20 protein-coding genes and 2 pseudogenes are annotated in these 21,844 nt (G+C 49.4%); 9 read left to right on the top strand and 13 right to left on the bottom strand.

Going from position 1 to position 21,844, the window contains the following annotated elements:
* Positions 1–12 precede the first annotated feature (12 nt).
* Positions 13–1,065, bottom strand: a complete 1,053-nt coding sequence (locus JCM10914_RS13625) for a LacI family DNA-binding transcriptional regulator (RefSeq protein WP_023961789.1) — start codon at positions 1,063–1,065, stop codon at positions 13–15.
* 317 nt (positions 1,066–1,382) lie between these two features.
* Between JCM10914_RS13625 and JCM10914_RS13620 the strand changes: the two genes are divergently transcribed.
* The 3 genes and pseudogenes from JCM10914_RS13620 to JCM10914_RS13610 all read left to right on the top strand — a co-directional run bounded on the left by JCM10914_RS13620 (position 1,383) and on the right by JCM10914_RS13610 (position 5,330).
* Positions 1,383–3,164: a glycoside hydrolase family 36 protein gene (locus JCM10914_RS13620; RefSeq protein WP_023961787.1), complete on the top strand. Its 1,782-nt coding sequence runs from the start codon at positions 1,383–1,385 to the stop codon at positions 3,162–3,164.
* A gap of 269 nt (positions 3,165–3,433) precedes the next feature.
* Positions 3,434–4,388, top strand: a pseudogene (locus tag JCM10914_RS13615) (ABC transporter permease).
* A gap of 12 nt (positions 4,389–4,400) precedes the next feature.
* Complete coding sequence (locus JCM10914_RS13610) at positions 4,401–5,330, top strand: carbohydrate ABC transporter permease (protein ID WP_036718181.1); 930 nt, start codon at positions 4,401–4,403, stop codon at positions 5,328–5,330.
* Here JCM10914_RS13610 and JCM10914_RS30300 read toward each other — a convergent pair.
* Positions 5,327–5,632, bottom strand: coding sequence for a hypothetical protein (locus JCM10914_RS30300; RefSeq protein ID WP_231638646.1), 306 nt, complete (start codon positions 5,630–5,632; stop codon positions 5,327–5,329). The genes JCM10914_RS13610 and JCM10914_RS30300 overlap by 4 nt on opposite strands.
* A 72-nt stretch (positions 5,633–5,704) precedes the next feature.
* Here JCM10914_RS30300 and JCM10914_RS13605 point away from each other — a divergent pair, with 72 nt between their 5' ends.
* The 6 genes from JCM10914_RS13605 to JCM10914_RS13580 all read left to right on the top strand — a co-directional run bounded on the left by JCM10914_RS13605 (position 5,705) and on the right by JCM10914_RS13580 (position 13,183).
* On the top strand, positions 5,705–6,910 hold the full coding sequence (locus JCM10914_RS13605; RefSeq protein ID WP_231638645.1) for an ABC transporter substrate-binding protein: 1,206 nt from the start codon (positions 5,705–5,707) through the stop codon (positions 6,908–6,910).
* Between the two features lie 139 nt (positions 6,911–7,049).
* Positions 7,050–8,813, top strand: coding sequence for a sensor histidine kinase (locus tag JCM10914_RS13600; protein WP_023961776.1), 1,764 nt, complete (start codon positions 7,050–7,052; stop codon positions 8,811–8,813).
* On the top strand, positions 8,788–9,546 hold the full coding sequence (locus tag JCM10914_RS13595; RefSeq protein WP_023961775.1) for a response regulator: 759 nt from the start codon (positions 8,788–8,790) through the stop codon (positions 9,544–9,546). Before JCM10914_RS13600 ends, JCM10914_RS13595 begins: the two co-directional genes overlap by 26 nt.
* Positions 9,547–9,582: 36 nt before the next feature.
* Positions 9,583–11,103 carry an ABC transporter substrate-binding protein gene (locus tag JCM10914_RS13590; protein WP_023961773.1) on the top strand — a complete coding sequence of 507 codons (1,521 nt, stop codon included), beginning with the start codon at positions 9,583–9,585 and terminating at the stop codon, positions 11,101–11,103.
* Positions 11,104–11,393: 290 nt separating this feature from the next.
* A complete protein-coding gene (locus tag JCM10914_RS13585) occupies positions 11,394–12,347 on the top strand; it encodes an ABC transporter ATP-binding protein (RefSeq protein WP_023961771.1) in 954 nt (317 codons plus the stop codon).
* Between the two features lie 2 nt (positions 12,348–12,349).
* Entirely contained in the window at positions 12,350–13,183 is an 834-nt protein-coding gene (locus JCM10914_RS13580; RefSeq protein ID WP_023961769.1) for an ABC transporter permease, read from the top strand.
* Between the two features lie 104 nt (positions 13,184–13,287).
* Here the strand turns inward: JCM10914_RS13580 and JCM10914_RS13575 are convergent, their stop codons facing one another.
* From JCM10914_RS13575 to JCM10914_RS13530, 11 genes and pseudogenes are all read right to left on the bottom strand, one after another.
* The gene (locus tag JCM10914_RS13575; protein ID WP_148300212.1) at positions 13,288–13,686 is read right to left on the bottom strand and encodes a hypothetical protein; all 399 of its coding nucleotides are present in this window, start codon (positions 13,684–13,686) and stop codon (positions 13,288–13,290) included.
* 269 nt (positions 13,687–13,955) lie between these two features.
* The gene (locus JCM10914_RS13570; RefSeq protein ID WP_023961763.1) at positions 13,956–14,675 is read right to left on the bottom strand and encodes an SDR family oxidoreductase; all 720 of its coding nucleotides are present in this window, start codon (positions 14,673–14,675) and stop codon (positions 13,956–13,958) included.
* Positions 14,676–14,964: 289 nt separating this feature from the next.
* Positions 14,965–16,113 (bottom strand): ABC transporter permease, encoded by a 1,149-nt coding sequence (locus tag JCM10914_RS13565; protein ID WP_023961761.1) that lies wholly within the window; start codon positions 16,111–16,113, stop codon positions 14,965–14,967.
* 2 nt (positions 16,114–16,115) lie between these two features.
* Positions 16,116–17,213, bottom strand: a complete 1,098-nt coding sequence (locus tag JCM10914_RS13560; protein ID WP_036718175.1) for an ABC transporter permease — start codon at positions 17,211–17,213, stop codon at positions 16,116–16,118.
* Between the two features lie 40 nt (positions 17,214–17,253).
* Positions 17,254–18,177, bottom strand: a pseudogene (locus JCM10914_RS13555) (ATP-binding cassette domain-containing protein); the annotation flags it as partial.
* 100 nt (positions 18,178–18,277) lie between these two features.
* A complete protein-coding gene (locus JCM10914_RS30295; protein ID WP_023961755.1) occupies positions 18,278–18,922 on the bottom strand; it encodes a sensor histidine kinase in 645 nt (214 codons plus the stop codon).
* Positions 18,919–19,398, bottom strand: coding sequence for a hypothetical protein (locus JCM10914_RS30290; RefSeq protein WP_023961754.1), 480 nt, complete (start codon positions 19,396–19,398; stop codon positions 18,919–18,921). Before JCM10914_RS30290 ends, JCM10914_RS30295 begins: the two co-directional genes overlap by 4 nt.
* Positions 19,399–19,403: 5 nt before the next feature.
* Positions 19,404–20,054, bottom strand: coding sequence for a response regulator transcription factor (locus JCM10914_RS13545; RefSeq protein WP_023961753.1), 651 nt, complete (start codon positions 20,052–20,054; stop codon positions 19,404–19,406).
* A 127-nt stretch (positions 20,055–20,181) separates the two neighbouring features.
* Entirely contained in the window at positions 20,182–20,676 is a 495-nt protein-coding gene (locus JCM10914_RS13540) for a hypothetical protein (RefSeq protein ID WP_023961752.1), read from the bottom strand.
* Positions 20,677–20,910, bottom strand: a complete 234-nt coding sequence (locus JCM10914_RS13535; protein ID WP_023961751.1) for a helix-turn-helix transcriptional regulator — start codon at positions 20,908–20,910, stop codon at positions 20,677–20,679.
* 332 nt (positions 20,911–21,242) lie between these two features.
* Positions 21,243–21,836, bottom strand: a complete 594-nt coding sequence (locus JCM10914_RS13530; protein WP_023961750.1) for a TetR family transcriptional regulator — start codon at positions 21,834–21,836, stop codon at positions 21,243–21,245.
* Positions 21,837–21,844: the final 8 nt, after the last annotated feature.

Genomic DNA, 21,844 nt, shown 5'->3' with positions numbered 1-21,844 from the left:
GTTGGGGCGACTCTACACGCCCCTTGTAGATGACTGAATCTCCGCACCGCAGCTGCTTCTGACGATGAGCTTGGACGGAAGCACAATCTTCAACGGCACTTCTCGACCATCGATTCGTTCGAGCAGCATCTTTACCGCGCTCTGTCCCATCTGTTCCGTGTAGATCTTCACCGTGGTTAACGGCGGATTGGCATAAGAGGCCATCTCAATATCATCAATGCCGACCATTGCGATATCTTTCGGAACCTTCAAGCCGGCCTCCTTCAGCGCCCTTTCGGCTGCAATGGCCATAGGATCGGAGCCAATCAGGAAAGCTTCCGGTAAGTCCTGCTTCGCAATCGCTTCCTTCATAAGCTGATATCCCGTCGACATGGAGAAATTATGTCCGATGTGGACATGTTCGGGCAGGTACAGATTCTTATGCTTCATATAACTCTCAAAGCTGCTTTGCCGCTGATCCACCGAATCCGTGCCGGAGTTGGAACCGAATCGGTTAATGAAATCACGTGAACTGATCAGGCCGATCTTGGTATATCCAAGTCCAATCAAGTGATCCAATGCCATTCGAGTCACTTTGTCAAAGTCAACGACGACGGAATCGAATCGATCCTCGTCCGGTGAATAGTCGACAAAAACAACATTCTGTATCCGGCTGAAGTACAGGTTGTAAGGATCAAATTCGAACTTGCCAATCACAATAAGGCCATCAAGCCCTGCCAGACTTTCATAAGACTCATGGTTCACCCAGCGGATCGTCCGGGTAATGTGGAGCCCAAGCTGATTGAATTCTTTCTCGATTTGCAGCCTGATGGATAGATAATACGAGTCCTCTAATTCGAATTGCTCGGAACAGAAGATCACCAGTCCTATTTTATAATCCTTCAACTGCGCCGCTTGATTGGCCTGACGCCGCTGGCTCATTTTATATTGCAACTGTTCCGCAGCGGAAAGAATTTTTCTTCTTGTTTCCTCCAAGACCGATAAGGAAGGATCTGCATTCAACACACGGGAAACCGTAGATGGAGATACACCGGCCAGATTTGCAATATCACGAATCGTTGCCACAACTAATCACCTTTTCACTTCATATTTGGGAAACACCCCTCACCATTATTTTATCGTTTGGTCAAGCATTTGCCAATTAAAAAGTAATTTTGTTTACTAAATATTAGCGAACTAATATTCGAATTCAATATAACAGAGATCAAATTGTTTTACAATACCTAGTTGTCATCGCTTACATCTGATTTTTCAGTCGATATCTTGATACATATAATCAAATTCACCTATCTAAAAAATTTTGTTTACTATATATTTCGTAAATAATATACTCATAACAAGTGAAAACCAACCCATTATCTATTTTACAAGCAGGAGGCATTATGAAAACTTTAATCAACAACACGTATCCCACCGTGACTATCGTCAGCAACAGCCCCTTATTCGACAGTTCTACCGAAATCGAAACCATCGCGGAACATGTATATCTGGTTCATATCAGACTCAAAGCCATACAAAAAGAATACCCCCCAGTATGCCGAATTGAGTGGGCATTTCCTGCCGTTGATGTTCATTCCTTGTGGCATCCAGGAACGGACCGAAATAAAGCCTTTCAGGTGGATTGGGGCGACGGATTCCAATCCAAGAGCACTTCCCTCGCGCCGGTGGCCTCGCTGTACAATCTGGATGGGCGGAACCGCATGACCTTTGCTTTTTCCGATGCCTTAAACAACGTGTCCATTAAAGCCGGGATCCATGAAGAGGACTCTACCTTCCTATGCTCTGTTACCCTGTTCGAAGAAGCAATGCCGAAGCTCGACCATTATGAAGCCACGCTCCGGATCGATCGCAGAGATATTTCCTACTATAAGGCGCTGGAGGAGGTGACCGAATGGTGGGAGACCCTTCCGGGCTATAAGCCTGCCGAGGTTCCTGAAGTCGCTCTCCGCCCTATGTACTCCACCTGGTACTCCTATCACCAGGATCTTACAGCCGCCAAATTGGAGGAGCAATGCAAGTTTGCCAAGGAACTCGGCTGTGACACCATGATCGTTGATGACGGCTGGCAGACGGACGACAACAACCGGAGGTATGCCTTTACCGGGGACTGGGAAGTCTATTCCGGCAAAATTCCCGACATGATCGCGCATGTCGATACCGTACATCGGATGGGAATGAAATATATCCTATGGTACTCCGTACCGTTTGTGGGCAAGTGCAGCAAGATATGGAGCCAGTTCGAGAACAAGCTGCTACGGGTCGACGAGCAACTGAACGCGGGCGTCCTGGATCCCCGGTACCCTGATGTCCGGGAATATCTGATCCATACCTACGAACAGGCCGTAACCCGGTGGGATATCGATGGTCTGAAGCTGGACTTCGTGGACAGCTTCAGACTGAGTCCGGATCAGAAAGCGGGGACAGCCCAAGGACGGGATTATGAGTCAGTGCCTGAAGCGGTGGACCGCCTGCTCTCCGATGTTATGGAACAGCTCAGAGCCATCAAGCCAGACATTCTCATCGAATTCCGCCAGACCTACATCGGACCGCTGATGCGAAAATACGGCAACATGTTCCGTGCCAACGATTGCCCGAACGACTCCATCCAGAACCGAGTCCGCACGCTCGACCTGCGTCTATTGTCAGGAAATACAGCCGTTCATTCCGATATGATCATGTTCAATCCTCAGGAACCTATCGAAAGCGCCGCCATGCAGCTTATCAATATCCTGTTCTCTGTGCCTCAAATATCGGTCCGCCTTGATGAGATCGGAGAAGTGTACACGCAGATGCTCCGCTTCTGGCTCTCCTTCTGCAAGGAGCACAGCAGCGTTCTGCTAAAAGGCAAGCTTACTCCGAAACAGCCCGAGTTGCTCTACCCACTCGTTAGCGCCCAAAGCGGCGGCACAGAAATTGTCGGGGTTTACGCCAATATGGTCGTCCCGATGGAGGGTACCTGTGATCGATTTATTGTAGCCAATGGAACCTATAACGATCATATAATACTCCGTTGCCGCCATCAGGGACGTTACGATCTAACGGTGAAGAATTGCTGCGGCCAAGTTGTTCTTTCTCGCCAAGTTGAACTCCAGGACGGCTTGCACGAGCTCCCAATAGCGAGAGCCGGCGTCCTCATCTTGCAGCGTATAGATCAGTCTGCCTAGCAGGTACGTTTCGGTATAAATTCAAACATTAGTGGGTCTAAACAACTATTTTTAATTCCAATACACCATAAAAAAAAACCGCTAAACACTCGGAACTCCCTTGTGTTTAGCGGTTCTTTTGTGATGGACGTTACTCGTAAAGCCAGTCCTCAACTAACGTTTGTTGACTATAGTATCAAGTTTATGGTCTGGCAGCCTGAATCCCTCCCCTTATACAATAATGAAAAGCAACAAACACGCATACGAGAATGACGATAGGGGTGAGAGGAATGGATTCGAATGATCAAATCACCAAGAAAAGAAAGCGCTTACGAATTCGTTGGCGCACACAGGATACAGAACTGACCCTCTTGGCCTTGCCAACCACGATCTGGTACGTTCTGTTCTGCTTCTTGCCGATGTTCGGGATTATTATCGCCTTCAAAAATTTCAGGATCAGCGGCGGTTTCCTGAGCAACGTGTACAACAGCCCATGGATCGGGTTTAAAAATTTTGAATTCCTGTTCAAATCGAACGATGCCTGGATCATTATACGCAATACGATCGGCTACAACATCGTTTTTATCGTGCTCGGGATCGTGCTGCCCGTCGCATTTGCCATCATGATCGGTCTACTCCACAGCCGTAAAGCGAGCAAAGTCTATCAGACGATGATGTTCCTCCCCTACTTCCTGTCATGGGTCGTCGTCTCAGCGGTGGGCTGGGCATTCTTAAGCTTCGACAAAGGCATTCTTAACCAGATGCTGGTCAGCATGGGCGGCGATCCGATCAACTGGTATATGGAGCCACAGTACTGGCCGTACTTCCTGATTCTATTAAATGTGTGGAAAGGCCTAGGATACGGCATGGTCATATACTTGGCTACCATCACGAGTATCGATAACACGTATTACGAAGCGGCCGTTATCATGGGGCGTCCATTGGGCAGCAAACGCGATATATTACGCTGCCGATGCTCAAACTCGTGATCGTCATGATGTTCATCCTCGCCGTGGGCCGCATCTTTTACACCGACTTTGGCCTGTTCTATCAGGTCACCCGAGATTCCAACTCGCTGTTTAACGTGTCGACCACGATCGATGTCATGGTCTATAAGCAACTCAAATCCGCTACCGTCGGCATGGCATCCGCCGCTGCGTTCGTGCAGTCGGTTCTGGGATGCGCATGATACTGATCGCGAACTGGATCGTTCGCCGAATTGATCCCGACAGCGCCATGATGTAAGGAGGGACTATGATGTCATCCAAAACCGTTTACGACTCGGGACTGGAGAAATTCAATCGCATACACAAACTCGTCAATATCAGCTTCCATCTCATCTTTATTCTGCTCGCCCTGCTCTGCGTCATTCCCGTCATCGTGGTCCTGTCGATCTCCTTCTCAAGCGAGGACTCGATCCGCGAGTCGGGCTATCAGCTACTGCCGCTCGTTTTTTCCGGCGAAGCGTACGTCTACATCATGAAGCAGGGCACGATGATCCTGCGCGCGCTCGGCGTATCGCTCTTTGTCACGGCTATTGGGACGGTCCTGGGCGTGCTGCTTACCGCTACCATGGGCTATGTTCTGTCGCGTCCGAACTATAAGCTGAGGGGCTTCCTGACCTGGGTCGTCTTCATCCCGATGGTGTTCAACGGCGGCTTGGTGTCCAGTTACTTCATCAATACCAATCTACTGGGACTCAAAGACAGTGTCTGGGCGCTGATCCTGCCGCTCGCCGTCTCTTCCTTTAACGTCATCATCTGCAAGACCTTCTTCAAGAGCACGATTCCCGACGGCCTGATCGAATCGGCCGAGATCGACGGGGCAAGGCAGCTGCGCATATTCTTCTCGATCATTATGCCGATTTCGTTGCCAGTGATCGCGACCATCGGTCTGTTTCTCTGCTTCGCCTACTGGAACGATTGGTTCCAGTCGATGCTTTACATCGATAACCAAAACCTGTACTCCCTGCAAGCCCTGCTCAACAGCTTGATGAGCAACGTGGATGCCTTGGCCAAAAATGCAGCCAGCATGGGTGTGAGCTACGCCCTGCTTGTCGCAACCATGCCGAAAGAGGCTGCGCGCATGGCCGTTGCCATTCTCATTGTACTGCCCGTGGCGTTCGCATATCCGTTCTTCCAGAAGTATTTCATTTCCGGATTAACGGTTGGTGCCGTCAAAGGTTAATACCCGAAATAAACCAAGTTTGCTTGGTTTATGATACATGCTTCCGCAATGCCATTGAATCGCGATTCGAAAGGGGAATGGAATATGAAAAAATCGATGAAACTCATCTCGTCGCTGTGCGTGCTCATCCTGATGCTGACGGCACTTGCAGCCTGCGGCGGTTCGCCGTCTCCAGCCGCAACGAACAGTCCCGGAACAGGTACCGACTCGGCCAAGGAACCCGCAGGAACTGACAAAGAGGTTCCGACACTGCTCTGGTGGACCATTGGCGGCCAAGTGCCGAATAATTTTGACAAAGCCATCGAAGCAATGAATGCTTACACGGCTGACAAAATCGGCGTGAAGATCGACATCAAAGTCGCAAGCTGGGGCGAATGGGACACCAAAATGAACACGATCGTCAATACCGGCGAGCCTTCGACATCATGTTCACTAACAGCGGCAAGTATAGCAAGCAAGTCGCCATGGGCGCTTTTGCCGATATCACGGACCTCGTTCAGAGCGAGACGCCGGATCTGTACGGGTTCATCCCGGAAAAGGTATGGGAAGGTACGAAAATCGGCGGCAAATATTATTCCGTACCGACGTACAAGGACTCTTCCCTCACGCAGTATTGGGTATTCGATGATAAGTATGTACAGAAGTACGGCATCGATATCCAGAATATCAAGACGCTGCCGGACCTGGATCGGCCCCTGCGCGACATGAAAGCAGGCGAAGGCAAGGGCTTCTATCCGCTGCCGATGACGCAGGGCGAAGGCTTGAACGGGTTTTTCAACGCGTATGACGATCTTACTTTAGGCTTCCCTCCGGTCGGGGTCAAGACCGACGATGCTTCGCGCACGGTCGTATCCGTGCTCGAACAGCCAGACGTCATCACTAATCTAAAACTACTGCATAGCTGGTATAAGGACGGTATCATTAACCCGGACGCACCAACGAAGACGGAGAACGACAAAGGGCGGCCATTCTTCGCGGCCCAGGCTTTCCCCGGAGCGGAGGTCAGTTGGCAGATCAACGACGCCGTCGAGAAATACAACATGGTCCAGCATTTCGGGCCGATTTATACGACCAGCACGATTCAGGGCTCGCTGAACGCCATCTCCGCGAATTCCAAATACAAGGCGGAAGCGCTGAAATACCTGGAACTCGTCAACACGGATCCGACACTGCGCAACATGCTGGCCTTCGGCGAGTTGGGCGTGGACTACAATCTCGTTGACGGAGAAAAGGTGATCGAGCGCACCTCCGATACGTGGCCGCTGGCGGCATATTCGCAAGCTACGTTCTTCAATTTGGCGGTGACCAAAGGTGCCCCGGAGGATCAATGGGAGCAGGTCAAGAAGCTGAACGATGCAGCCACCTCCTCTGCCGTGCTCGGCTTCGCGCTGGACATCAGCGAGTTGCAGACCGAAGTCGCGAATTGCCAAGCCGTGTGGGATAAATACAAGTATGAACTCATCACTGGCGCATCCGACCCGGAAGCCATGATTCCGAGAATTACGGCTGAGCTGAGAACGGCCGGCATGGACGCGATCATGCAAGCCGCCCAAGAGCAAATCAACAATTACTTTAAATAGCTTCAATTCTTGCGCATCCCTTTACGAGTCACGCTGAAGGGATGCTTTTCCCTTCCTCACTATGAAGACGGGGTTTAACATGATACATTGAGTAATAACAAAGGTAAAGCTGACGATCCGCTCACAAAAGAGGTGTCCCATGGGCTCTTTCTTAAAAATCAAAATTTACCGCCATAAATTCATCGCTTACGTTGTCTTCGTTGTGGCGATTGGTGTGGCGCTGGGCACGCTCACCTGCGCCATGCTCATCAATCAGTGGGTCGGCGACGCCCGTTTCCAAGCGGCCAGTGCCTTCACGCGCATCGAGAATGAATTGCAGTATGACGCTGACCGGATCGAAGCATACATGCAGCGCATCTACGCTACGCCGGGGCTGATGGAGGACGCGAGAAGCTTCTTGAGCAAAACCGCCGAGGAATACTTGACACGGAGATTGCATAACAGCCATTTCTCGCTCCCGCTCGTCTCCTTCCCGGAGGATGTAAAGACGTATTTATACAGCTGGGCTCAAGGTGAAATTACCCAAATCAGCGTGCACAACGGTGAATACGGCAATGTCATTCGCTTCAACGACAACGGCAGTCCAAGCTTCGTTTTCGGACTTCCCAACACGGATGAAACCTTTAGGGACACCATTACAGAGGGGTTCGTCTATCGGAAGAAACTGTCCGATCCGGCGCTTCGTCCCCAGGGGTTCGGGGAAATGCGCTTCTTGATCGGCAGCGAACAGATATTCAAATCGGTACAAAATTTTCGGATCGGCCATGCGGCTGCCATCAGCAACACGGGCGAAATTTATTTTCTCGGCAACACCCCGGAACGGGACCAAGTGGAGCTATTCCGAACAGCTGCGGGCCATGGTCGCAGTCACGGGATGATTTCGAGCGGTCTCGCAAGCTATACCTTCTACGTCTCCTTTCCGTCAACCAAGCATCATTTCAAATTCGTCACCGTCACCGATCTGTCCATGCTGATCCGCCAGCATGCCGGAACGCTGGTCACCGTCTTTCTGATCATGCTGGGCGCGATGATCAGCGTACTTATGCTCATCGCCTACAACATGCGCGATGATGCCCTCTTCCTGCGCCGCATCATCCAATCCATCGGGCGGGTGAAGCAAGCCAACTTTACCCCAAACCGTCATGCCCGTTACCGCAAGAACGAATACGGGATGATTGCCCGGGAACTGGATGACATGATTCAGCAATTGGATAAACATATCCGCAACGAATACTTGTTCAAAATCAAGCAGCAGGAAACCGAAATGAAAGCGCTTCAGAATCAAATCAACCCTCATTTTCTGTACAACACGCTCGAAGTGATTCGTTCCACGGCCCTCGTCAATCAGGACCCGGACACTGCGGACGCAATCGCAACGCTGGGAGCGCTCTATCGGGACATCGTAAAAAAAGAAAACATTATTACCCTAGGCAGTGAACTCGATCTACTGAAAAAGTACCTTGAGATCATGGAGTTTAAGCATTCGGGCCGCTTCTACTATCAGATCGACGTCGAACCCGCGCTGCTCATGATTCCGACCGTAAAGTTCTGGATGCAGCCGCTGGCCGAAAATTTCTTCATTCACGGATTTAAGACCGCCCATGAGTTTAACCTCTACGTCGTGAACGGTTACGAGACGGAAGACCGCTTCGTACTGGAATTCCTAGACAATGGACACGGCATTGCCGAAGAACGGTTAACCGCTGTTCGCAGCACACTGACTAGCGATGATGATACCTCTTCTAACAGCATCGGGCTGCGCAACGTGTATACGCGCCTTCACTTCTTCTATGGAAACGACTGCTCGATCGATATTGCCCATAACGAGCAAGCCGGCGTCAAGATATCCGTACATTTATCGAAAGAGGTGATTGAACTTGTACAAATTGATGATTGTGGATGACGAGCCGCAAATTTTGGAGGGGATGAAGCGGATACTGGATTGGGAGCGGTACGGGTTCGTCCGCATCGAAACGTGCGAAACGACGGATGAAGCCATGTCCAGGATCGTGGACCTCCTGCCGGACATCGCCATCTTCGACGTCTGCATCGGCAAGGACTTGGGCTATGAAACGATCCGTAAGTTGAATGAATTCCATGTACCGACGAAGTTCATCATCATGAGCGGCTATAGTGAATTCAAGTATGCACAGGAAGCTATTCGCTGCGGCGTCAGGGACTATCTGCTCAAGCCCGTCGAACGCACCAAGCTTCAGCATACTATCGAGAAGATCATCGTCGAGGATCTTCACGGATCGATTGGAACCATGACCAGTGAAAGCATAAACCGCGATCCCGTGCTCAATCTGGCATATGACAGTTTATCCAAACTGGTCAACCGCATTGTACTGATGGTCAAAACCGAATATGCGCAAAATATCACCTTGAAATCCGTGGCTGAGCGGTTTCAAATGAACAGCACGTATCTCGGGCAATTGTTTCTGAAGGAAACGCGAATGAAATTCTCCGAGTATTTGATGGCTTACCGCATGCTCATGGCCCAGGATCGCATCCAAACGACCGACGAGAAAATCTCCTATATCGCCTTCTCCGTCGGTTATAACAATCTCAATTATTTCTACACCCACTTCCAGAGCTATTTCGGAAAATCCCCCTCTGAGCTGCGGGGCAAATGATAACCATAGACTATTCGCAAAAAGGAGCGCATAACCGTGTTCAATCATCGCAGGCTGAAACGAGAATGGGCCGCTTTCTGCCTCGTGCTGCCGTTCCTGCTGCTTCTGGGCGGCTGTTTTCCTCAGCCTGACGCGGGTACCGATTCGTTCGAAGGTAAAGAGACGGTAAACCTTATTTACTACACGATCGGCGAACCCGATCCGGATCTGCAGTTGGTCAACGACAAGATCAACGAGATTCTCTCGCGCAAGATCGGCGTCACGATCACATATCTCAAGATCGGCTGGCAAGAATATGAGGATCGGCTAAACACGCTCATCTCAGCCGGAAGCCCGTTTGATATCGCCTTTGCACCGGATTATGCCACAGGCGCCATACGCGGGGCCTGGCTCAAGCTCGATGAATACCTGGAAGGCATCGGCAAGGACATGTATAACGTCATCGATCCCGTCTTTTGGCAAGGAGTGCGCATGAACGACGGCTTCATCTACGGCGTACCTACGAACAAGGAACTCGCCGTGAGGGACCACTGGATGTACCCGGCCACCATCGTGGACCGATACGGAATTGACATCACCCGGTACAATACGCTGGAATCGCTGGAACCGCTGCTTCGCATGATCAAGCGGAAGGAACCGGAGTACCTTCCGATGGAACTGGATCGTGATTCCCACAATTTCTTCGCGCTCCACGGGTATGAATACGTCTTGAACTCCAAGGTTCCGCTGATGGTCCAATCGCTGGATCCGGATGGGCAGGTAGTGAATATCTTCGAGACACAGGAAGCGCGGCAAGTGCTGGATACGCTGCGTCGTTATTACCAAGCGGGCTTCATTAATGAAGACGCCGCTTTGCGCGAGCCGGGGGGACTCAAGCGAGCGAAGGTGTTCTGGAAATCCTCCGGCGGCGGTCCGCTCTCCGAAACGACTTGGAGCAAGGATCGTGGTTATCGGGTTGTCACCCATCCGGTGACGCCGAGTACGGTGACTACCGAATCCGTGCGGGGCGGCATCATGGCCGTGAATGCGAACACTAAGCATCCCGTGGAATCGATTCGGTTTCTCAATCTGCTTAATACCGATCCCGAAATTCGGAACTTGTTCAACTACGGTATCGAAGGTCTGCATTATACGTTGAACGATGACGGGCAAATCGTGCTGACGCCAGGCAAGGACAACGAGGATAACTTGCAGTCGGACATACCTGCAAGCCGCTATTCCGGCGTGCAATACACTCAGGGCAATTGGTTCATCTTAAAGACCATGGGCGGGGAATATCCCGAACCGCTCGACAAATGGGATACATTCCGCGAATACAATGCGAAGCTCGTCCAATCGGCCATGCTTGGTTTCACCCCGGATCTCGTCCGGCTGAGCGAAACCATTAACAACGTCGAGATCGTCTGGCAGAAGTATTACCCCAGCCTCATGACCGGTTCGGTAGACGTGGAGAAGATCCTTCCCCGCTTCAACGAGGAGCTGCATCAAGCAGGGCTTGACGAAATTCAGGCCGTAATACAGCAGCAGTTGGACGATTGGAGAATGCAAAAGCGTTAAGGAAATTTGTACCTTATATAAAATAGAACGATCCATAGCGCGAAGGATTTATGGACAGGAATAAAGAGGGATCGCCAGATCTAAGATCTGGCGATCCCTCTTTATCTATGACTTCCATCTCGGTCCCGAGACGGAGATAAAAACCATTCTGCCGCCCGTCACTCCGTGAAGACGGATATTATATCTTTATCTTAACGCCAATTGACGACCGTTCAGCATACATAATCAACGTCATGCCAACGCATTTCATTACACTCAATTTGGAAACGCAAGTGAGAGGAGCCGGGATCATGAAGCTGGTTTATCAATTAGAACAAGTAAACAAGACGTACAAAAAAGGAAAAGTCATCGCCAATCAAGACATTAGCTTTGACGTTCAACAAGGGGAGATCCTAGGTCTGCTCGGACCCAACGGGGCCGGCAAATCCACGCTGATCAAACAAATGGTCGGTCATCTCGCCCCAACTTCAGGCACAGTGCGCTATGATGGAATCAGCGTGCAGTCCCAAACCAAACGCGTCGCCCAGGAGGTTGCTTACTACTCGCAGGAGCCACACGCGCTGACCAGCTTAAAAACCTGGGAGGCGTTGTATTTTACCGGTCGATTGCGGGGCTTGACAAAAGAAGCGGCCGTACAACAAAGCGAAGATTTGCTGGCCCGCTTCGGTATGGAGGATTTGCGGAATAAACTACTTAAGAACGTTTCGGGCGGACAGAAGCGGTTAATCGGGATCGGCACTTGCCTGATCGGCTTTTCGCCTGTCATGATCTTCGATGAACCGACCAATGAACTGGATCCCAAGAAGAGAAGACTCGTGTGGGACCTGATTCAAGAACGTAACCGCCAAGGGGTGACCGTCATCCTGGTGACGCACAACGTATTGGAAGCCGAGCAAGTCGTTGACCGGGTGGCCGTCGTGAATCACGGCAAGCTGCTAGCGATCGATCATGTGAGCGTGTTGAAACAGCGTGTCGATCAGCGAATGAAACTAGAGATCACAACATCACTAGGGGAGAGCGATTACGTTTGCGAAAGATTAAGTACGCTGGGCCACTGGACCAAAACAGGAGAAAACCGCATCCGTGCGCTGATCGAGAAGCAAGACGCTAGTCGCGCAATTGAAGTCCTGACGCAACCAAACTTGCCGATCGAAGAGTACTCGTTGGTTCCGCCGAATCTGGAGGATGTCTATTTTCATATCGATGACGAGCAGGATAAACCTGTTGAAGCAGAGGTGGTATAAACATGGAAAATATGAACCCGTCTACGCAAAATCAAGGCTCTCCGCTGCAAGAAGCGATCTTTCTGCAAGGACAAGAGCAGCAGGGCACGATCCAGCGCCGCATTATGGAATGGCTGATCCTCGCCCGTATTCAATTCACGATCATCCGTGAGGCATGGGTTTGGATTTTCATCATGGCCTGCATGTTCCCGTTAACGACGCTGCTGTTCCTCAAATTCTTTACGGTCGACCCGACGCCAGAGGTCATGATACGCATTATTACGGGAAATATGCTCTTCGGCTTAATCGTGATGGGACTCAATTCCATGGCCCAGGAAATATCCTGGCAGAAGCATCAAGGGCATTTCACCTACTATTCGTCACTGCCAATCGCCAAAGTGAATTTCATCTTTGCTAATCTGCTGCGAGGCTTGATCACTTGCGTACCTTCGTTTGTCATCCTGGCAATGATCGGCCAGTTCGCTTACGGCATTCAATTTCACTACAGCTGGGGATTGATCCCCGTACTGATGCTTACCGTCTTTAGCGTGGTAGGCGCGGGAGTCCTGATCGGGTTCTGGTCGCCAAGCCATCAATTGACCAACATGCTGGTCCAAGCGCTCATGATGTTCATCTCGTTCTTGACGCCCGTCATGGTCGACATGAATCAACTGCCTGCCCTGTTGCAATGGGTCTCCTATATCTTCCCAACGACCTACGCAGCTGAAGCCATGCGGGAGGTGCTGATCTCCGGGTGGTCCAGCTCCGTCGCTTGGAACACACTCATTCTGTTGTTGTTCTCACTTGTTTCGATCGTGTTGATATTGAAAAAAGTAGATTGGCGCGTCGATAAGTAGTCTTTCGTTCGTTGCGCTCCTGTTACAAAAAAAGAAGCAAGCGCGCTGACTGAGAAACAGTCTACGCGCTTGCCTTTCTGCTTACTGATTTTTATATCGACGGCTTAAGGAGCGTTGATGGTAACTTTTGTCGGCCGCGCGTACACGGTCCATTCCTCGTTTCGAAACGAAAAGCGGTAATAACCCTGAACCCAAACCACTCCGGCGCTTAGCGCCGTCATTTCACCCTCCACCTCGTTTAAGTCCAGCAAACCTGCAACAGGCCCCAATGCGCGCACGTTCAACGACGTCTCCAAAACGTTGCCGTTCTGGCTGCGAACGAATCCGGTGAATGCCGCCGTATCGCCTACAGTTAAGGCTAATTCGGATGGCGCTTCCACCTGTATGGCAAAATGGGCATATTCGTCCGGATTATCGGTTACCGTACTGATCGGCCAAGCATACGTGACTAAGCCTCGATGATTGACATAATTCCAACGTATCTTTGATTTCTCGGAATGCACCTGAGGCAAGCTGAATTTGGCTGAGCTGTGTGGCTGCCCCTTCAGAAATTTCTTGTACGGCTTCAGTCATTTCACGGCTTGCCTTGCTGTTTTGTTCCGTATTTGCAGTTAATTGTTCTGAAGTGCCGGCGACGAGCAGCAAAAAAAGTATTTATTTCTAAATTTCTTTGGAGTAATATCTGAGGTGCGATTTACTCAAAATTCCTCTTCACAACCCATCTATCGTAGTCCCCCAACCGCTTTTACCGTTTATCTGTTCTGATTATGAACTACGCATTTACATCCGTTATAGCCGGGATATGTATTTCTTTGACACAGGAAACTTTGGACAGGTTGATAACGCATTTCACAATGGATACAATGTCTTGTACAGGAATTCTAGTGCCGTTATATGCCTCAATCGCTTTATCCGCCCCATACTCGAAAGGAATTTCTGCTGCCAGTTCGCCTGGATTCACGCAAGTAACGGCGATGCCATCCTGACGCACGTGTTCTCTCAGTGCATGAGCAATACCGCGCAGACCAAACTTGGAAGCAACAAAGGATATTTGAGCGTTATTCGTATGGTCCAAGCCTGCCGTGGAGCCGATTAAAATGATTTTACCTGCTTCCGATTGGCGGAGATTAGGCAATAGCGCCTGTATGCAGGTGATGGTTGAAGTGATGTTCACATGTATAATTTTGGAAATATCGTTCGGTTCGTCCATGTCAAACGTGTAGTGGTCCTCAAACCCTTCCTTTTCCCAGATTCCTACGTTATAAATCAGTACATCAAGCTTTTCCGTGGATATGCTTTTTGTAATAACTTGAGCCGCATCCGGTTGCGCAAGATCTGCTGCAATCCATCTTCTCTTAACACCATCCTCAAGATCTATACTGCCCGGCTTGCTTCGGGAAACAATCCAAACTTGATCGCCCCGATCAGGCAGCCCTTTCACAAACGCATCTCCGAGACCTTGGCTAGCGCCAAAAATAAGATAGCTTTTCATCCTATCGCCTCCTCATGTCATTTCTTCTCATCATAATTCATATTCAAGCCTAACTTGATCGCATCGGCCTACACTTTAATAAGATGTTTCTAGTATATGTTAATGAGTGTGAAAAGTCATTGACTACCATTCAGCATATTTAAGCCAGCGATTGCTCTCCCGCATGATCCGAGGTCACAGCCAAAACATTGTATATAGAGTCGATTTCATAATTCAAAATCAAATTTATGAAACCGACTCTATGGTGTCCCTTCATCACATATGGCTCATGTGCATAAATAATGAATTTTCAAACAAAACTCCCCGTCTCGTTATTTCGATTGAACTTATAGATCGCCACGACGAGCAGCGTCAGAGCAAAGGCGAGCAGGATCACCAGATTAAGCGACAGGCTGCTCCAAGATTGGCCCAGTTGCAACCGATCAATCGTATCCAACACCCAATACTGCGGCATGAAGTAGGCGATTCTCTCCATGAAATCCGGCATGAGTTCCAGCGGGAATAAACACCCCGCCAGCAGGCTGGTCGGAATAAACAACAACGCTTGCAGTCCGGTCGCTTCCATCGTCGTCTTCGCGAAAGCGACAATGACGAGCGAAAAACCGATCGCAACAAAAGCAAACAACGTCAGAATGAAGAGCAAGCCCAAGATTGAAATGCCGGGATCCACCCGGAAAACCAACGTCAGGATCATCAGCGTAAATACGACTTGCAGAATCATAATGAACAAATTCAGCAAGGTGTTAGAGAATACATACGTTGATCCCGAAATAGGCGTGGTCAGCATCCGAAAGTACGTCCGATTCTCCTTCTCTTTGAGGATGATACCAGACAAACTCGCTGAGGCAAACAGCATCAAGATCAGCAAGTATCCGATTGTTTGCTTGGCACGGTTATGATGAATCGACTGATCTTCCACCTGTTCGGCCGTGAACGAATACGTCTGTTGGACGTAGTTCTCAACCATCGCGTCAAAAACTGCCGCATCCCCTTGACTTGCGACCGCAATCGCTGTCCGATTGTCGATAAATTGATTCAGACTGGACTTCAAGTAGTCCGTTACCCCAACACCTTCAACCGAATGCAGGTCAATCGGCAGTGGATTGCCTTGCCTTAATGCTTCCGAGAAAGCGGCCGGAAACACGATCACCATGTCCAAATCACCTGCGTCCAGTTCCTCATGAATGTCCGCATCGCTTATCATGCTTACGTTGACCGCATCCATCTGCCCGACGAAATCAATCGCCTCCTGCGTGATCGCCGCTCCGCTGTCGTGATTGACGATTCCGACTCGGAACTCGCTTTCTCCCGAGCTTCCATGGAGCAACATGGCCAAAGCGGCGGCTACGACGGGCAACCCCAAATAAAGCAACCAGCTTTTCACATTTTTGAACGTGGATCGAAACGTCTTACGAATTAACCAGATTGTTTCACGCATCGTTACAATCCCTCCCGTTTCCGCATGATGAGGATCGCAGAGCCCAGTAGCACTACGGAAAACCCGATATTCAGCATCATCACCCTACCTAAGGCGGATATATTGTTCTCATAAATGATTTGTAGCAAAGCTTCATTCGTCCACTGTAACGGAGAGAAATACGTTAAAATCCGCAGAACTCCCGTCACGTCCTCAAGCGGAAAATACGATCCGCCAAAAAAGGCTCCTATATGGATAATCGTTATCAACAGGGTGGTGGCCACGTTTCCTTTAAATAAGTAACTGAATCCGAGTCCCAAGCTTAACGCAAATATGATTTGGGAAAGCAGGACAAGGAAAACCAGCCCTAAGTGTTCTCCCCAATATACATTGAACATAAATTTGCAAACAAATACGACGACGGCAACCGCAAGCAAATTTTGCAGCACGCTACCCGCTATTTTTCCGGTGAAAATCTCCGCTTTCGTTACAGGGGCCGCAAGCAGACGAGTTGCCGTGTTGCGTGTCCGCTCTCCCTCGATCAAGTTCGCGGCGGTCAACGAGCCGTATAAAATAATCATCGTGATCATGGCAATGGCATAGTAGTCCATCGCGCTTGGTTGCCTCCCGCCGTCCAATTTCATTTCCCGGACATTATCCGTAATCGCTTGCTCGGGCATGACGATATCCGGAAAGGCAGACACGAGTTTATAGCGATCGGCAAAAGAATACATAAGCGTTTCGGCGATATCGCTTTCGATCGGGTTTCGGGGATTGCCATAATAAACGATCCCTGCCTGGGACAGTTCAACATAACCCGTAGCCCGATTGTTCTCCGCTTCCACTCTTCCATCCGTATTTTCGTTTACAGGCTCGAATACCATGCCGGATGACTCGCTTTGGGCGACGAACGCATCCCATTGACGCTGCAACTCGTTGTCCGTGTGCTGATGCTTGTAGAGCACCCGAATGTCACCTAATTCTATACTGCCATTGAAAGCATTTGTGACAACCGTTCCCAAGATCAGAATCCACACCAGGGGAGTGGCAATGAGGAACAGCAACGCTTTGAATTCCCGAATCGTCTTTAATTCTCTGAACGCAATGCGCCAAACATTCATCGATCTCATCTCCTTTTCTCCATACCGAGTCAGTCACGCAGCTTCTGCCGGTCAAGGTCAAGAAGACGGACTCCAGGTTGGGCTCCTGTTCTTTCACCGAACGAATCTCAAGCTGATTCTCGATCAAGGTTTGAATGATTTGATTGAGATTGTGTACCTCAACGTCGGAACGTACTTTCACCATCCGCTCTTCAACGGTCACCTCGTGGATTCCCGGAATGCCCTTCAAGATGTCCGGATGCGGCGGTTCGGTCGAGCGGACTTCGATCCACAAGTTTTTCTCATGCGTCACGAGCGTTTTCAGTTCTTTCTTCGTCCCCTCCGCAATGATCTTTCCGTGATCGATGATGGCAATACGGGTGCACAATTCTTCGACCTCTTCCATGTAATGGCTGGTGTACACGACCGTGATGCCGTTGCGATTGAGCTTCTTGACGGATTGTAGAATATAATTTCGCGATTGGGGATCAATGCCCACGGTCGGCTCGTCCATAATGAGCAGCTTGGGTTTGTGCGCAATGGCGCAAGCAATGTTCAATCTTCGTTTCATCCCGCCTGAGAACGTTTTGGGGTAGGCGGACAATTTGTCGCTCAAGCCGACGAAGGCGAGCGCTTCGATTGTTCGTTCTTTTAACAAGGAGCCTCTCAGTCCGTACAACCCGGCAAAAAAGTGAACATTCTCATAAGCCGTCATGTCCTCGTAGATCGCAAGTTCCTGCGGCACAATCCCGATATTGGACTTGGCAAATTTACTGTGACCGCTTAGGGTCTTGCCCAAGATTTCAATTTCCCCTTTGGTTTTTCGCAACAAGGAAGCGATCATGTTGATCGTCGTGCTTTTACCGGCGCCGTTCGCGCCCAGGAAGCCAAAGATTTCCCCTTCCTTCACTTCCAATGAAATCCTGTCCACGGCGATAAAATCGCCGAATTTTTTCGTTAGTTGTTTGATTTCCAACACATTCACGTTGAACACTCCCATCTCGTTTCTGCTTGTTTTCATTATAAAAAAAGGGATGTACCTGCGACAGTGCACAAGTTCATCCCTTAAACATGAGAATCTTCATTCATTTTTGATAAGGAAGGAGCGTGGTAACGGAAAACCCTTGGGAACCGTCCGCGATGACGGTCCCGTTCACCCGGGCGGCTCTTTCCTCCATGCCGATGATCCCGAGTCCTTTAATCACTTTGCGGGCGCCTTGCCCGTTGTCGGATATGGCGAGACGAATCAAGCGATTCATCACTTGGATGTGGATTTTCACGCCGGATGCTTGCGAATATTTCAGCACATTGGTCATCGCTTCCTGCGTATTCGTCATTAGAATGTGCCAATGGTTCGCGGTGATGTAATCGAGATCTCCCTCATGGGTCAGAACAGCCTTGATTGTGTGACGCGCAGAAAATTCATCCACGATACGTTTCATCCGATGAATGCCCAGTTGTTCGCGCGGAGGTTTCATATTTTTGAGAACCAGACGAATGCTTTCAATCCCGTCCTTAGAGATTTGGATCGCATTATCGAGCAGTTCTTTCGATTTCACGGGATCGGTCTGCAGCAGCCGTTTAGAGGCTTCCATCTGCATCAAGGCACCGGTCATCGCATGGCCGATTTGATCGTGAATATCCTGCGAGATTCGATTGCGTTCCTCCAGCTTGATGACGTATTCCGATTGCCGGATATAGGCGTTGCTTTCGTCCAGACTCTGGTTCAAGGTATCCACCCGTTCCCGCAACGTGTCGATTTCTTCGCGGCAGTCGGCGACTCGACGCAGATGTTGGGTGAGCAAGGCATGGAACAAGAAACTGACCAAGGCAATGAAGCCATAGGAAGATAAGTTTCGGCGGGAAGGAAGAGCACGGGAATGGCCGCGGGTATCAGGCCGATGATGCTTTTCTTCGTATGATACCCCATCCATTCATATACGTTAATCGGAAACAACAGCATGAACAGCGGATCAATCAAGTAAGAAGAAATCAGAAGAAGCAAAAGAGACAAGAGCAAGACCCCTTGTTTCATCAGCTTGTTTTTCAGCAAAAATACGCTCAGGTTTAAACAAAAAAAGAGCAGCACGACGAGAATATACCAAGGCGATAAGGCCATGCTTTCCAAGGTCATCAAGGTGATCATGAAGAGCGACAAGACAACTTTATAGCCAATCGCCCAAAGTTCTTGATTGTTTCCTTGCATGGCGCTCATCTTCCTTTTCCCGTAAGGTAATAGATGGCGATCTGGGTTCGGTGATCCAAGGCAGTCTTGCCCAATATGGATGTAATATGATTGGCTACGGTCCCCTCTGACAAGAACAATTCCTTGGAAATTTCCCGATTGGATAGTCCTTTGGATATGAGGGACATGATATCAAGCTCTCGGTTTGTGAACAAACTGCGATCGATTTTGCTCTCCTGGATTTCGTTCACGTTTTTCTCGGGGACCCATCCGGTCTTCAGCTTTTCGAAAACGGTCTCCTGCAGCACATTGTGTCCGTTGTAAACGGCAATGATCGCATCCCGAATGCGCTCAGGATCGTTATTCTTCAACAAATAGCCTTTGGCGCCGTTCTTGATCGCATCGACGATAATCGCTTCATCATCAAATGTGGTGAGTATGAGGGATTTGGTCTGGGTACTTTCGGTAATCCGCTTGGCAGCTTCCACACCACTCATGACAGGCATTTGAATATCAAGCAAGGCCACATCCACACTGTGCTGGTTGCAATAGGCCACCGCCTCTTCCCCGTTATGTACAGCGGCAAGCACCTCGAATTCTTGGAAGGAAGTCAGAATAATCTTCAACCCTTCCCGAACAAAGGCATTGTCATCCGCAATGATTACGTTGATGGTCATCAACAGTCCCCCATTCCCCCTGTCTCTGGTCGCCAAAAATCCATCGAACCATACAAGGGCATTCGTATGATATACACATCTTCCCGAGATTCAATCTTATTTAATATGCATGATGCGGTCAAGCTTATTAGCTGTTCGCCTTCCCGCTTCCTGCATGCTTCCTCCGAACGGAAATAATAATGATCACGTTCAGCAGAACGATCGGGATAGCCGCAAGCAGGAAACGCCAGTCGCCTGATAGAACAGAGATGATGGCAAACAGGATCAGAATCGATACGCCGATTGCAATGCCCTGCACGAGCTGAAGCTTGCCTTTGCCCGTCTCGTCGGGATCGTTTGTCATACGAGCATGTAGGATGAGGGAAGTCAGCCCCCAGCTACCCAGATGAACGAACATCAGAATCGCCAACGACGGAATTGTACCAATGGACAGGCCGAATATTTCCAGTGACAACAGCACAGAGATCGCCGCAATCGTGAAGTACCATGAGATCGAGCGAGACTTGGCTACTATATAGGCGCGCATCTCATCCAGACCGTTATTTTTGGCCGCGGCTCGCCTGCCGAAATACCAACCTGCAATCCCAAACAACAGACCTCCATATATACCTACGTATACCATCTACTTCTCCTCCTTTTCTTCAAATACGAATACTTCCTCGATTTGCATGTGGAACGCTTTTGCGATTTTGAAAGCGAGTTCCAGCGACGGATTGTATTTCATCGTTTCGATCGCTATGACCGATTGCCGAGAGACTCCAATGATCTCCCCCAGTTGCTCTTGCGTCATGCCATGCTCGTTGCGCAATGACCGGATATAATTTTTAATGCAAACCCCTCCAAATGCGGTAATCATAATGTAAAGTAAGATTTACGTAAAGTTTACTTTACATTATTTACACTGTCAATGTTTTCCTTTCTCAAATAATCTGTGGAACTAAATAACGGGATGCCCCGCAAAGAGGTATCCCGTTAACATGGTAGGCCACAGATTGGATTATATTGTGCTTTCGACTTATGTCATATACCGTTACCCTAGCAATGATACGGACAACCTTGAAGTTACTGCCGGAAACACAAAAAAGAACAGCGTCTCCGCCGTTCTTTCGGTATGTATACATTTGCCGCTCTGTCTTTTATTTCCCCGAGTTAGCCAAGTCCAACCGAAAAGTGTAATTCGTTCTCTTCTCACTCTCCATCCATGAAATCAAGCGTACGTAAGTTGGACATCAGAATAGGAAGCACTTGTTCAATCAAGACTTCGGCCGGCTCCTCCTGCGTATGGCTCCATTTCACGATCACACCGTAAATCGACCAGCTAATCATCGTTGCGCTCCTTTCCAATGTTCTCTGTTCTTGCACCGGAATGTCTTTGACGTTCGTCAAGCAAGAGATAATGACATTGTACAGCTGTTGTTTGGCCACTTCCTCCATCATATGCGACAGCGTGCGCCGCGAATTTAACCGCTTCGTCGTTTCAATCTGCCATTCGCAAACAGCCATCATTAACCTGCGCAACAACTCGGGACCCTGCATTACTGTACCTGGAGGAATCCATGTTGATAAAATATCCGTAAACGCTTCATTCAGGGTTAACTCTAACCATTCATATTTATCCTGGTAGTGATTATAGAAGGTTGCGCGATTCAACCCAGCCCGGTCCATAATATCTTGAATGGAGATGGCTTCAAAGTCCTTTTCCGCAAGTAAATCCGTGAATGCATTTTGAATATATTTTCTCGTCCGTCTCGCTCGAGGGTCACTAGGATTGGCTAAACTCATATCTTATC

Source organism: Paenibacillus sp. JCM 10914, from assembly GCF_001315105.1.
In the GTDB taxonomy this organism is placed as follows: Bacteria; Bacillota; Bacilli; order Paenibacillales; family Paenibacillaceae; genus Paenibacillus_AQ.
The sequence above is the reverse complement of the archived record's forward strand: the minus strand, read 5'-3'. Positions and strand labels throughout refer to the sequence as shown.

What these genes read in the sequence shown, in the direction of transcription:
- JCM10914_RS13620 (WP_023961787.1), top strand. Translation starts at nt 1,383, where the DNA reads ATGAAAACTTTAATCAACAACACGTATCCCACCGTGACTATCGTCAGC.
- JCM10914_RS13610 (WP_036718181.1), top strand. Translation starts at nt 4,401, where the DNA reads ATGTCATCCAAAACCGTTTACGACTCGGGACTGGAGAAATTCAATCGC.
- JCM10914_RS30300 (WP_231638646.1), bottom strand. Translation starts at nt 5,632, where the DNA reads ATGGCTTTGTCAAAATTATTCGGCACTTGGCCGCCAATGGTCCACCAG.
- JCM10914_RS13605 (WP_231638645.1), top strand. Translation starts at nt 5,705, where the DNA reads ATGGGACACCAAAATGAACACGATCGTCAATACCGGCGAGCCTTCGAC.
- JCM10914_RS13600 (WP_023961776.1), top strand. Translation starts at nt 7,050, where the DNA reads ATGGGCTCTTTCTTAAAAATCAAAATTTACCGCCATAAATTCATCGCT.
- JCM10914_RS13585 (WP_023961771.1), top strand. Translation starts at nt 11,394, where the DNA reads ATGAAGCTGGTTTATCAATTAGAACAAGTAAACAAGACGTACAAAAAA.
- JCM10914_RS13580 (WP_023961769.1), top strand. Translation starts at nt 12,350, where the DNA reads ATGGAAAATATGAACCCGTCTACGCAAAATCAAGGCTCTCCGCTGCAA.
- JCM10914_RS13570 (WP_023961763.1), bottom strand. Translation starts at nt 14,675, where the DNA reads ATGAAAAGCTATCTTATTTTTGGCGCTAGCCAAGGTCTCGGAGATGCG.
- JCM10914_RS13565 (WP_023961761.1), bottom strand. Translation starts at nt 16,113, where the DNA reads ATGCGTGAAACAATCTGGTTAATTCGTAAGACGTTTCGATCCACGTTC.
- JCM10914_RS13560 (WP_036718175.1), bottom strand. Translation starts at nt 17,213, where the DNA reads ATGAATGTTTGGCGCATTGCGTTCAGAGAATTAAAGACGATTCGGGAA.
- JCM10914_RS30290 (WP_023961754.1), bottom strand. Translation starts at nt 19,398, where the DNA reads ATGCAAGGAAACAATCAAGAACTTTGGGCGATTGGCTATAAAGTTGTC.
- JCM10914_RS13545 (WP_023961753.1), bottom strand. Translation starts at nt 20,054, where the DNA reads ATGACCATCAACGTAATCATTGCGGATGACAATGCCTTTGTTCGGGAA.
- JCM10914_RS13540 (WP_023961752.1), bottom strand. Translation starts at nt 20,676, where the DNA reads ATGGTATACGTAGGTATATATGGAGGTCTGTTGTTTGGGATTGCAGGT.
- JCM10914_RS13535 (WP_023961751.1), bottom strand. Translation starts at nt 20,910, where the DNA reads ATGATTACCGCATTTGGAGGGGTTTGCATTAAAAATTATATCCGGTCA.
- JCM10914_RS13530 (WP_023961750.1), bottom strand. Translation starts at nt 21,836, where the DNA reads ATGAGTTTAGCCAATCCTAGTGACCCTCGAGCGAGACGGACGAGAAAA.